The organism is Arthrobacter sp. BK1 (assembly GCF_056680055.1).
Genome location: NZ_CM155263.1, coordinates 3373978 through 3386213 on the forward strand (window position 1 = coordinate 3373978; position 12236 = coordinate 3386213).

Sequence of the window (12236 nt, forward strand, 5' to 3'; positions counted from 1 at the left end):
TAAACGTCGATTAGTGGGCCGGGAGTGACCCCGCGTTGCTGGTTCCTGGGGTGCGCTGGGGCCGACGACGGCGGCCCGGCCTATGTGACGCAGCGTTACCTTACGTGAACTGGTGTTTCCGTGCCGTTGTTGGCGAATGTGACGGCAACCTACCGTTGATCCATGGCAATTCAGGATATTTACCCCACAGCGCTGCGGCTGCTCGGCCGCCCCGTGCTGGTGGTGGGCGGCGGCCCCGTGGCTACCCGCCGCGCCAAGGGCCTGCTCGACGCCGGTGCCCGGGTCACTGTGGTCGCTCCCGATGCCTCAGCCGCGCTCCAGGAACTGGCCGACGCCGGCCTCCTCACCTGGGAGCAGCGCACCTACCGTCCGGAAGACGTCGAGGGCGTCTGGTTCGTCCAGACCGCAACCGGGGATCCCGCCGTGGACACCCGGGTTTCAGCCGACGCCGAGGCGCAGCGCATCTGGTGCGTCAACGCCTCCGACCATGAAGCTTCAGCCGCCTGGACGCCCGCCGTCGCCGTTGTCGACGACGTGCAGATCGCCGTTAACGCCGGGGGAGACCCGCGCCGCGCCATGGCCCTGCGCAACGCCGTCGCCACCGCGCTGGAAACAGGAGATCTCCCGCTGCGCCGCCGCCGTGCCTCAGCCGGTTCCGTGGCTCTCGTGGGCGGCGGTCCCGGCGACACCGGCCTCATCACCGTCCGCGGCCGCCGGCTCTTGGGCCAGGCCGACGTCGTGGTGGCAGACCGCCTCGGCCCCCGCGAACTGCTCAACGAACTCGCCCCGGACGTCCGCGTCATCGAAGTGGGCAAGACCCCCGGCCACCATCCCGTGCCGCAGGCCGAGATCAACCGGATCCTCGTCGAGGAGGCCCTCAAGGGTCACCGCGTGGTCCGGCTCAAGGGCGGCGATCCCTACGTCCTGGGCCGCGGCGGCGAGGAAGCCGAACACTGCCGGCAGCACGGCGTCGAGGTTGAAGTCGTCTCAGGCGTCACGTCCGCGATCTCCGTACCGGCCGCAGCGGGCATCCCCGTGACGCACCGCGGCCTGGCCAAAGGCTTCAGCGTGGTCACCGGACACGAGGAGCTGTCCGAGGTTCCCGCCCGCGCGGACCATACGATCGTCCTGCTGATGGGCGTTGCCGCGCTCCGTGCTTCGGCATCCGCCCTGGGCAGAGCCGGTTTGCCTCAGGACACTCCAGTTGGCATCGTTGAGAACGGCTATCTGCCGAATCAGCGCGTGACCATCGGCACGCTCGGTTCCATCGCCGACCAGGCGGAAGCCACCGGCGTCGCAAATCCCGCCGTGATTGTGATCGGTGACGTGGTGCGCGTGAGCCCCTTCGCGCCGTCGCACTTCAGGACAGCCGATTACAGCACCACCAGCCCCAATAAGCCCCGAGTCCTCGCCTCTTAGCTTCGAAGAAAAGGAACACAGCCGTGTCAACCAGCACCTCCGTAGGATCTGCCGAACGTCCGCTGCGCGTCGCCGTGGTGGGCTCCGGCCCGGCCGGCGTCTACGCCGCGGACATCCTCACCAAGAGCGAAGCCGTCAAGAGCGGCGAGCTGACCGTGAGCATCGACCTCTTTGACCGCTACCCGGCACCCTACGGCCTGATCCGCTACGGCGTGGCCCCGGACCACCCCCGCATCAAGGGCATCGTCAACGCCCTGCACAAGGTCCTGGACCGCGGCGACATCCGCTTCTTCGGCAACGTGGATTACGGCACGGACATCTCCATCGAGGACCTGCGCACCCACTACGACGCCGTCATCTTCGCCACCGGCGCCATCAAGGACGCGGACCTGAACATCCCCGGCATCGAGCTGGACGGCTCCTTCGGCGGCGCCGACTTCGTCTCCTGGTACGACGGACACCCGGACGTGTCCCGCGAATGGCCGCTGGACGCCAAGGAAATCGCCGTGATCGGCAACGGCAACGTGGCCCTGGACGTGGCCCGCGTCCTGTCCAAGCACGCCGATGACCTGCTGGTCTCCGAGATCCCGGACAACGTCTACGCCGGCCTGAAGGACTCGCCGGTCACGGACGTTCACGTCTTCGGCCGCCGCGGCCCCGCCCAGGTGAAGTTCACCCCGCTGGAGCTCCGCGAACTGTCCCACTCCAAGGACGTGGACATCATCCTCTACGCCGAGGACTTCGAGTTCGACGAGGAATCGGACCGCCAGATCCAGAGCAACAACCAGACCAAGACCATGGTTGGCACGCTCACCAACTGGATCGCCGAGCAGCCCGAGGACCTCTCCGAGCTCACGGCCTCCCGCCGCCTGCACCTGCACTTCCTGCACAGCCCGGTGGAAATCTACGATTCCCCGGAAACCCCGGGCCAGGTCGCCGGCATGAAGTTCGAGCGCACCGAGCTGGACGGCACGGGCAACGCCCGCGGCACCGGCGAGTTCGTGGATTACCCGGTCCAGGCCGTGTACCGCGCGATCGGCTACTTCGGCTCGGCCCTGCCGGAGATCGAATTCGACCACAAGAAGGGCGTGGTACCGAACGACGGCGGCCGCGTCCTGGATGCCGCCGGCACCCACGTGCCGGGCATCTACGCCACGGGCTGGATCAAGCGGGGACCTGTCGGCCTGATCGGCCACACCAAGGGCGACGCCCTGGAGACCGTGACATACCTGCTGGAAGACCGCGAGAACCTTCCGGTTGCCGCTGTTCCCGGGGCGGACGCCGTCGTCGAACTCCTCGACGCCCGCGGCGTGAAGTTCACCAGCTGGGAAGGCTGGCTGGCCCTGGACGCCCACGAACTGGCGCTGGGGGCCGCTGCCACCGAGGCCGGCGGATCCCACGGTGTCGAGGTCAAGCGTGAGCGCATCAAGGTGGTGCCGCGCGAGGACATGGTTGCCATTTCCCGCGACGGCGTCGCTGCCCAGGTCTAACCCCCTCCAACCAGCCCCCTCCAACCAGCCCCTTCCAACCAACGCGGGGTCACTTTCCGCCCGATAATCTCCAATTATTGAGCGTGGAGTGACCCCGCGTTGCGTTAATGCCCCGCGCCACCGGCGGCCATCAGCTCGAGCCGGTTCAGGGTCTCGCGGTTCCGCACATCGATCACCGGACTCCGCAGCGCCTTGGGAACCAGCTTCCCCGGCCCGCGGATGGCGTCCTCCTTGATGGTCACCAGGCATTGCGTTCCTCGGTCCTCCAGCGTGATGACCACCTTGGCTTCGCCCAGCGGCCAGCCCCGGGCCACCAGTTCCAGGGAGCGGCCGGGCTCGACGGCGGCTACGCGGCTGCTGTCGTTGATCACCAGTGGCCAGATGCCCACTGAGTGGTGGAGCCGTGAGCCGACCTCCGGCCAGTGCGCATCCACAGCACGGATCCGGGAGGCACCCACCACCCAGCCCGAATACAGCCAGCCGTCAGCGATCACCTTCCAGACGTCCTCCGCCGGGGAATTGAACAGTTGGCTCACGGTTGACATGGCGTTCCTTCCATTGGTGGGGTGGCTGAGCGGTGTTACATCCGGCCGAACCGGGCCCGGACCAGCGCGAATATTCCGTAGCAGATGAAGCCGGCCCCGATCGCCACCAGCAGGTACGGGCCGAAGGGGTGTTCCCGGAGAGCCTTGAGGCTGCCGTCCAGGCCGGTGGACTCCTCGGGCGTCTGCTTGGCGGCGGCTATGACGAACAGCAGCCCGGCCAGGTTCAGTGCGATTCCCTTGGCCACGTGCCCGGTGACGCCCAGCGAGTCCACCAGCTTCCCGCGGCGCCTGCCCTCAAACCGGGACAGCTCCTTCTTGAACCCGCGCCGCAGCCCTTTCACCACGAAGTAGACCCCAACGCCCATGACGGTCAGGCCCACGGCGACCAGCAGCGGCACTCCCACGGGCGTATTGAGGACGGCGGTACTGAAGTCCCGCGTGGTGTCGCCGGAGTCCCCGCGGAGTCCGACGGCGAAGCCGGCAAAGCTGAGCCCCACGCTGCCGTAGGCGAGGAAAAGGAAGCCGGACGAAATCAGCTTTCCCAGCCGTTTCGCCCGGGGAAGCCGCCGGGCCCGGAGCGTGGCCTCACTGAGTTGCCACAGAGCCAGGCCGGCGCAGGCCACCACGCAGGACCACAGCACGGCCGGCCCCCACGGATTGGCGGCGAGCTGTTCGATGGCTCCGGTGGCTTCAGCCTGGCCGGGCTGCCCGAAAGCCAAGGCAATGGCAATGGCGCCAACAATCATGTGGAGCAGGGCCATCACGGCGAAGCCGGAGCGCGCAACAACATCCAGCGCCTTGGTGTCCGACGCTTCCTCGACGGCGTCCGCCGCCTCGCTGATGGTTGATTCTGCATCGGACATGGTCAGCCGTTCATGGGTCCCTCGGCGTGCAGCTTGCCGGCGCCCGGCCCCTCAACATGGACGGTGCAGCGGACCACCAGCTTGCCCGGTGCGTGGTCCAGCTCCACCAGGGTGTCTTCGGCGCTCAGGGCGGTGAAGACTTCAGAGCCTTCCACCACCGCCACTCCCTTGGCCCGGGAAGTTTCTGTGGCGTTCTTCAGCGCCTCTTTCTGGAGCCCTGCCATGTACGAATCCTCACGCTGACGGGCGGGGTCCCCGAACGCCCAGCCAAACAAAGTCCCAGTGTTTTCCATGGCGACGATATTACGCGTAAGCGCAGCGGAAGTCGGGGTTTCGTAATATTAGTAAGTGTGCTTACGATGGCTTGACCATGACCTTAATGGGACACGGCAGTAAAGACCGCTCCAGCGGCATCCAGGAACCGAAACAACGTGAGGAAACACATCATGGCAGGAAATCTTCTGGCCCGTTCGATTCATGACCTGACGGCCGGTGCGTGGTTTGGCGGATCGCTGATGGGAGCCATCGGGCTCAACGGCGCGGCGGCGGAAGCCAAGGACCCGGCGGAGCGCACCAGGCTCTCGAGTTCCGGCTGGATGAAGTGGGCACCCATCCAGACGGCGGCGTTCGTCTCGCACCTGGCGGCAGATCTCGCCATCGCCTGGGAGAACAAGGAACGGATCGCCAAGCAGGACGGCGTCGCCCGGGACACAGCCATCAAGACGGCGGTGACCGTTGCCGGCGCAGCGGTGACGCTGTACGCAGGCATCCTCGGCAAGAAGGTGGAGAAGCTTGCGGACCAGGGTGCTGTCGGCGCAACGGAGCCCAGTCCCGCAGCCTCGGATGAGCTCAAGTCCGCCCAGCAGCAGCTCAGGATCCTGCAGTGGGCGATCCCCGCTTTCGCCGGCGCTGTGATCATCCTCGGTGCCAAGCACGGCGAGATGCAGCGGCCCAAGAACGTCTTCGCCGGGCTCCGCTCCTAACCCCTCAGCAAAACCATCATCGCGGGGTCACTCCGCGCCCAATCCGGTGGCTAAATTGGGCGGGGAGTGACCCCGCGTTGTTTAAGGCGTTGTTTAAAAAGTACGACGTCGGGTGGGCACCCGGGTGCCTGCCCGACGTCGTGCGGTGTGCCGGCGAAGCGTCAGATGGGTTGCGTGTTGGCCGGCGGCAGGTCCGGGTTCATGTCCTTGAGGTTCGGGTCCTCGGCCGTCCAGACCTGGATGATGGCCCAGGCCACAGCGGCGAGCGGGACAGACAATACTGCGCCGATGATCCCGGCCAGGATGGTTCCGGCGGTCAAAGCCATGAGGATTACCAGGGCGTGGAGCTGCAGGGACTTGCCCATCACGATCGGCTGGAGCAGGTCTCCTTCGAGCTGGTTGACGGCCACCACCACGGCCACCACAATCAGTGCCACCACTGGGCCGTTCGCCACCAGCGCCACCAGTGCGGCCAGGATGCCGGCAACCGTGGCGCCCACCAGCGGGATGAACGCGGTGATAAACACAATGATGGCGAGCGGGATCGCCAGGGGTACCTGAAGGATCAGCAGCGCTGCACCGATCGCCACGGCATCCACCAGGGCGACGATCGCTGTGCCGCGGACGTAGCCGCCCAGGACCTCCAAGGTGCGGCTTCCCACGCGGCGCAGTTTCGCCTCCCGCTCTCCCTTGAACGGCCGGAGCAGGAAGTTCCAGATTTTGGCGCCGTCCTTGAGGAAGAAGAACAGGATCACCACCATCAGGCCGGCCCCGGCCAGGAACTCTGTCACCACCGACAGCCCGGTGATGGCGCCGGAGCGGGCCTGGCTGCTGGTGGCGAACTGGATGATCCCTTCCCTGGCCTGGTCCAGCTGGGCGGGGTCGATGGGGATGGGGCCGTTGACCAGGAACTGCTCCAGCTCGTCGAGCCCGGCGGATGCCTGCTGGGCCAGTTCAGCCCACTGGTTCCGGATGGACAGGTAGATGACTGTGCCCACGGCGCCAAGGACAACGAGAAGGGCAACAAACGCCACCGCGGTTGCTGCGCCGCCCGGCAGTCCGCGGCGCCGGAGCATGTTCACAAAGGGCCCGATGGCCGCGGCGAGAATCAGCGCGATCAGGATGGGGATGACCAGCAGCTTGATCTGCATCAGTGCGTAGACCGAGACCACCGCCACTGTCAGGATGAGCAGGACCTGGGCGGAGCGGATCCCCACCCGGCCCAGGCCATCGGCCCACAGGGCGTTTGGTGGCTTCTGCTTGCGGTTTCCGGTTCCGACTGCGGCGTCAGAGGCCGCGGAAGGCTCATCCCCGGACATGTTGGCTGCTTGCGCCATGGTGCTCCTTCATTGGCGTGCACCCTCGAGGCGGGGCACGCAGGGCTTAACTGTCTACGTCAGATGCTAAGCCTACTGATGGGCTTGCCGGGCAACGAAACCCCGCTGACTCCGACGCGGTTAAGCCCGCAGCCACTCCGCGCAGGAGTTCAGGTTCCGGTTGACACTGGCCACGGCGGCGTCGGCGTCGCGGGCCTCGATCGCCTCAACCAGCTCGCCGTGGCCCTCGTAGGTGAGGCCGTCCAGCCTGCCCCGGCGCTGCTGCTTCAACAGCTCCTGATGGAAAACGCCGCCGAAACTGACGTACAGCTCATGCAGCAGGGGATTGGAGGAGGCCTGGGCAACACGCTCGTGGAATTCCCAGTCCGCACGCGCCCAACCCTCGTAGTCCTCCGCATTCCACGCAACGTCACGGGCGGCGAGTGCGGCACGCAGGGAGGTGACGTCGTCGGCCGTTGCATTGCGGGCGGCAAGGCGCGCTGCCGTGGTGTCCAGCCCCAGCCTGACTTCGAGGATGTGCTCCTCCGTATGGTCCTGGTACATCCGCCGGGCGGCGCCGGACATCTCGCTGGTGGCCCGGACGTAGGTTCCGTCGCCGCGGCGGACTTCCAGCATCCCGCCGTGGGCCAGCGCCTTGATGGCTTCCCGGAGCGTGCCGCGGGACACGCCAAGCCCGGCCATCAGCTCGGGCTCGGCGGGGATCCGCTGGTGCAGGGGCCATTCGCCGGAGTGGATCATTTCCCGGAGTTTGGCGGTGATTTCGTCCGCGAGGGGCTGGCGGTGGGAGGTGCTCAGGGTCATGACGTCCTACTTCTTCCGGCCGGCTGCAGTGACGGTGGTACGGCCGGCGGCAGTGCCACCGGCCGTTCCGGCTGCAGCGCCGCGCGTGATCAGGTGGGCAACCGCAACCTGGACCAGGGCGAGGCCCAGCAGCAGTGCCAACGGGAGGGTCCAGCCGCCGGTGGCGCTGTTCAGAAGGCCGGCGCCGAAAGGGCCCGCCGTCGCAAGCAGGTAGCCGGTGGACTGGGCGAGCGTGGATAGCGCAGTGGTCTCGGCGGTGGAAGTCCCGCTCCGGCTGATCATCACCATCACCAGCGGGAATATTCCCAGGCCGAAGCCCAGCAGGACGGCCGGAAATACCACCAGCCCGGACGGAAGGAACAGCAGCGCTGCGAGTCCGGCCACCATGATCATGCTGACCGAATACAGCGCTGGCCGGAGCATCCTGGGCCGGGCACCGATCGCGATCAGCACCATACCGGCCGGGACGGACACCAGCTGCATCAGCCCGTAGAGGAGGCCGCTGTCCGCGGCGCTGATGCCACGGCTGATCAGCATGGACGGGAACCAGCTGATCAGTGAATAGGCGAGCAATGCCTGGAGCGCGAAGATGGCCGTCAGCAGCTGTCCCTTCCGGGTGCGCAGCAGGGGCCACGGGGAAACGCGGGCCGAGGTTCTGCGGACGCTGTGGCGGTGCGCGTGCAGTGTTATGGGGAGGAAGCCCAGGAGAGCGGCAACGGCAAGGAAGCCAATGGCGCCCACCGCGGCGGACGGCGAACCCATCGCCAGAGCCAGGGGGACCGCCGTCACGGAGGCCACCGTGGCGCCCGTGGTCATGGTCACCGTGTAAATCGCCGTCATCAGCGAGGTCCGTTGGGCAAAATGCTCCCGGATGAACGACGGCATCGCCACGTTGCACACCGCCAGTCCGGACATCCCCACCACCGTGCCCGCCATCAGCATGCCTGTGGACGGGATGCCGCGCAGCAGCAGCCCGGTGGCCAGCATGGCCAGGGAGAGCAGGATGGCCTTCTCCACGCCCAGCCGCCCGGTCAGCCACGAGGTGGCCGCTCCGGCCACGGCAAAACAGAGGGTAGGGATAGAGGGGATGATCGCAGCCACCAGCGGCCCGTAGCCCAGAACCAGCTGCAGATCATGCAGGAGGGGTGACGCACCGGCTATCCCGGCCCGCAGATTGAGTCCGATGAGCACCAGCGCAAGCACACCGAGCACGACGGCCGAGCGCGGGGCCGCCGTCGCGGCAGACGCCGGCGCGGTGGACGCCGGCGCGGTGGACGCCGGCGCGGTGGACGACACTGCGGCGGGCGCGGGGAGGGCTGCGGTGTGCGCGGGCGGGGGTGCGGAACGGGTGACGGGCATCCCTCAAGGTTAGACGTTGGACGTTTGATGTTTCATTATTTTGTGGGGAAACTCTCTCCCCGTGCCGGCCTTCCGACGACAGGCCGTGCGGTGCGGGGTCCTGTTAAGGTTCGCGGCATAGAATCGTGCCCTGAGCAGGTCCTGGACCGTGCTCTGCGGGTTGCATGCCCCATCAATGTGGAAGGACGGCACGTATGGATTCGCAGGGGGTTGAGGTCGAAAGGAAGTACGACGTCGGCGCTGATACCGAGGTGCCCGCGCTCGCGGAGCTTCCCGGGGTTGCGCGGGTGGGGGAGCCTCACGTGGACACCTTGAAGGCTGTGTATTTCGACTCCCGCACTCATGCGCTCGCGTCCCGCGGCATCACCCTTCGGCGCCGGACCGGCGGTGCCGATGCCGGCTGGCACCTGAAACTCCCGTCCGAAAGTAGCGGGTCCGAAGGTACCGCGCCCGAAGGTGCTGCCCCCGCACCGGAACCCCCTGCAGGTACGGAACCCCAGCGGCGCCGCGAGCTGCACGCCCCGCTGGGCCAGGCCGCCGTCGTCCCTGACAGCCTGCTGGCCCACCTGCATGTCCATCTCCGCGGCAACGAACCCGTGCCAGTGGTCCGTCTGGAAACCCAGCGCACCACCTACCCTCTCTATGGCGAGGACGGCACCCATCTGGCCGATCTCGCCGATGACCGCGTCACCGCCGAGGCCCGGGAGGCACCCGCTGGACCGGAGACCTCCCACGATTCAGAAGGCAGCTCCCACCCAGCGTCACCGGCCGAAGCGCGGACACAGCAATGGCGCGAGTGGGAGCTGGAGCTGGTGCACGGCAGCCCTGAACTGTTCGCCCCCGCGGAAGAACTCTTGGCGGCCGCCGGGGCAGTCCCCGCGAAACATCAGTCCAAACTGGCCAAGGCGTTGGGGGAATCCGGTACGGCCGGATCTGCCCAGGGGGCGTCTGCGGCAACTGACGCCCCACCGACCGGCAAAAAGGACCCGGTCCAGGACCTCCTGAGCGCCTACCTGGGGACGCAGGTGCGCGAAATCATGGCGTGTGATCCGGGTGTGCGGCTGGAAGAGCCCGACGCGGTGCACGATATCCGCTCGGCCGCCCGGCGGGCCCGTTCGGCGCTCGGAGCCTACCGTCGGTTCTACAACGCCTTGGCCGTCAAGCACCTCGTCGCCGAACTCAAATGGCTGGGCCGGGTGCTGGGCGTGCCGCGGGACGCCGAAGTCATGCTGGACCGCCTCCGCGAGCATGCGGCCGGGCTGCCGCAGGGACCCGCCTCGGCGGCGGTGCTGGAACGGCTGGAGGATGAACTGGGCGGGAACCGGGACGCAGCGCACCGGAAGCTTCAGATGGCGATGGTGTCCGCGCGCTATTTCGATCTCCTGGACGCCCTCGAGGCGTTCCTGGACAGCCCGCCGGTCAGACCGGGCAGCGCCGAGCCGGCGGGGAAGGCAGCCCGCAGGCAGGTGGCCAAGGCGGTCAAACGGCTGCGCCGCTCAGACAAGGCGGCCCGGCATTCACACCAGGGAGTGGAATACGAGACGGCCCTGCACCGCGTGCGGAAGGACGCCAAACGGCTGCGGCACGTTGCCGAGTCGGTGGCGCCTGTACACGGCAAACATGCCACGAAAATCGCGAACGCTGCGCACAGCCAGCAGCAGATCCTCGGCGATTTCCACGACAGCGTGGTGGCCCGGGACCTGCTGGTGAAACTGCTCGCCGCGCCGGAACTGCCCGAAGAGGTCGCGTCGGCCTACGTTACGCTCCACACGCAGCAGATCCAGCTTGCCGCGGAGGCTGAAGCCAAGTACCGGAAGGAACGGAAGAAGTCCCGCCGGCTCCTGCAACGCGGGGTCACTTAATGCCCCTCCGGAGCCGCGGAAGGGGCTTTAAGTGACCCCGCGTTGTGGTGTCGTTGTGGTGTCGTTCGGCGTCTCAGGTCTGGCGGGCGCCGAGCCGTGAAACAGCCAGCGCCAGCCAGAGCTGCACCCGGTCCGCGGTGACCGCGGGGTCGTAGCCCGTCAGCTCGGTGATCTGTGCCAGCCGGTAGCGGACGGTGTTCCGGTGCAGGGTCAAAGCCTCGGCGACGGCGGCCACCGAGCCGTTGTTGTTCAGGTAGCTTTCCAGGGTGGTCATCAGCTCCGCTCCGTGGGCTGAATCAAAGGTGCGCAGCGGGTCGAGGGACTCGTGGGCCATGTCCGCCAGTGGCACATCCTCGCTCGCCAGAAGCAGTGAGGTCAGGCTCAGGCGTTCGGGCTCGTTCACCGGCAGGCCGTGCCTCGCGGCGTCCCGCGCCTCGAAGTAGCTCCAGCGCAGGCCGTTCGGTTTGGTGTACGCACCGCCGATGCCGATCGTCGCATGGATCCCCGCCTCAGCCAGGTGGTCGCTCAGGCTGCGGGCCAGCGCAGGTGCCCCGCCGCCGTCGTCGTTTATCACCACCACCAGGTCCTTCCCGACGACGGCGGCCACCGCGTCGTCCAGCGGCTGCGGCACGGAGGTGCTCAGGAGAGCCTTGTGATGGGCGGCCGATACGGCCAGGAGGACCACGTTCTTGCGGGTGCTGTTGACACCTACGCCCGCCAGCCGGCGCTGGGCTTCACTGGTTTCCAGGGAGCCCTGGATGACGTCCTCGATGACCTGGCCGCAGAGGGCGCGCTGGGCCTGGCGTTGCTTGACCATGTTGTTCAGTTCCACGCTGATCAGGTTCTGGGCGTAACCGATGATGCCCGAATCCTCGAAGGGCTGCCGGACCCAGAGGGTGCAGGCATCCCGCCGGCCCGTGGGAACCGGATAGGACGCCCACTTGTCTGCCGTGGGATGGTCCGTGGTGCTGCTGAAGAGCAGGGCGGTGAACTGGGTCAGGGCAACATCGGTCCGCAGCATGCCGCCCAGGTGTTTGAGGAGCTCGGCGAGGCCGCCGCCGGTGAGCAGGGCCCGCGCCAGGATCTGGTGGCCGGCGATCAGCCGTTCCAGTTTGGCGAAGTGGTCAGCCGACTGCGCATCCGCCACCAGCTTGCCGATCGCGATAAAAGGGGTCTCGTACGGGACCTCGACGATGGGCAGTCCCCACCGGTTTGCCTCCGCAAGCAGGGCCGGCGGGACGGCGTCGTGGGTCAGCCCGATCCCGAACCCGATGCCCACCGCGCCCGCGCGCTGGACCTGCCGGACGAACCGCCGCTGTTCGAAAGCGGACCGCAGCCGCATGCCCGTGGTGAGCACCAGCTCGCCGCCGTTGAGGAACCGCTGCGGGTCTTCCAGTTCGGTCACCGCAACCCAGTTGATGTCGTGGTGCCACGTTGTTTCGGCGAGGCCTGCCTTGGACAGGTGGAGGGAATGCACACCCACCAGGGCAGCGAGGGAAATGGCCATCTGGACAGGATATCCAAGGCTGGTCAAACGCACTAAACAATTCCGTGATGGGTGTGCAGGTGGCTATTCC

General features: G+C 67.4%; 11 protein-coding genes. 4 read left to right on the forward strand and 7 right to left on the reverse strand.

Annotation, left to right across the window (positions count from 1 at the left end):
* The first annotated feature begins 162 nt into the window (after positions 1-162).
* Together cobA and AC1MCA_RS15410 are read left to right on the forward strand one after the other, a co-directional pair.
* A complete protein-coding gene (gene cobA, locus AC1MCA_RS15405) occupies positions 163-1419 on the forward strand; it encodes a uroporphyrinogen-III C-methyltransferase (protein WP_479798913.1) in 1257 nt (418 codons plus the stop codon).
* A gap of 23 nt (positions 1420-1442) precedes the next feature.
* A complete protein-coding gene (locus AC1MCA_RS15410; protein WP_479798915.1) occupies positions 1443-2909 on the forward strand; it encodes an FAD-dependent oxidoreductase in 1467 nt (488 codons plus the stop codon).
* 104 nt (positions 2910-3013) lie between these two features.
* Here the strand turns inward: AC1MCA_RS15410 and AC1MCA_RS15415 are convergent, their stop codons facing one another.
* From AC1MCA_RS15415 to AC1MCA_RS15425, 3 genes are read right to left on the reverse strand one after another with little or no spacing between them, the layout of a single operon-like run.
* Positions 3014-3454, reverse strand: a complete 441-nt coding sequence (locus AC1MCA_RS15415; protein WP_108599086.1) for an SRPBCC family protein — start codon at positions 3452-3454, stop codon at positions 3014-3016.
* A 35-nt stretch (positions 3455-3489) separates the two neighbouring features.
* On the reverse strand, positions 3490-4317 hold the full coding sequence (locus AC1MCA_RS15420) for a DUF1206 domain-containing protein (RefSeq protein WP_479798917.1): 828 nt from the start codon (positions 4315-4317) through the stop codon (positions 3490-3492).
* A gap of 2 nt (positions 4318-4319) precedes the next feature.
* Positions 4320-4610, reverse strand: coding sequence for a hypothetical protein (locus AC1MCA_RS15425; protein WP_479798919.1), 291 nt, complete (start codon positions 4608-4610; stop codon positions 4320-4322).
* A gap of 153 nt (positions 4611-4763) precedes the next feature.
* Between AC1MCA_RS15425 and AC1MCA_RS15430 the strand changes: the two genes are divergently transcribed.
* Entirely contained in the window at positions 4764-5300 is a 537-nt protein-coding gene (locus tag AC1MCA_RS15430; RefSeq protein WP_479798921.1) for a hypothetical protein, read from the forward strand.
* Between the two features lie 161 nt (positions 5301-5461).
* Here the strand turns inward: AC1MCA_RS15430 and AC1MCA_RS15435 are convergent, their stop codons facing one another.
* From AC1MCA_RS15435 to AC1MCA_RS15445, 3 genes are all read right to left on the reverse strand, one after another.
* The gene (locus AC1MCA_RS15435) at positions 5462-6637 is read right to left on the reverse strand and encodes an AI-2E family transporter (protein WP_479798922.1); all 1176 of its coding nucleotides are present in this window, start codon (positions 6635-6637) and stop codon (positions 5462-5464) included.
* Positions 6638-6757: 120 nt separating this feature from the next.
* Positions 6758-7438, reverse strand: coding sequence for a FadR/GntR family transcriptional regulator (locus AC1MCA_RS15440; RefSeq protein WP_479798924.1), 681 nt, complete (start codon positions 7436-7438; stop codon positions 6758-6760).
* Positions 7439-7444: 6 nt separating this feature from the next.
* The gene (locus AC1MCA_RS15445; RefSeq protein ID WP_479798925.1) at positions 7445-8797 is read right to left on the reverse strand and encodes an MFS transporter; all 1353 of its coding nucleotides are present in this window, start codon (positions 8795-8797) and stop codon (positions 7445-7447) included.
* Positions 8798-8991: 194 nt separating this feature from the next.
* Here AC1MCA_RS15445 and AC1MCA_RS15450 point away from each other — a divergent pair, with 194 nt between their 5' ends.
* Entirely contained in the window at positions 8992-10659 is a 1668-nt protein-coding gene (locus AC1MCA_RS15450; RefSeq protein ID WP_479798927.1) for a CYTH and CHAD domain-containing protein, read from the forward strand.
* Positions 10660-10732: 73 nt separating this feature from the next.
* Here the strand turns inward: AC1MCA_RS15450 and AC1MCA_RS15455 are convergent, their stop codons facing one another.
* Positions 10733-12166 carry a PucR family transcriptional regulator gene (locus AC1MCA_RS15455; protein ID WP_479798928.1) on the reverse strand — a complete coding sequence of 478 codons (1434 nt, stop codon included), beginning with the start codon at positions 12164-12166 and terminating at the stop codon, positions 10733-10735.
* Positions 12167-12236: the final 70 nt, after the last annotated feature.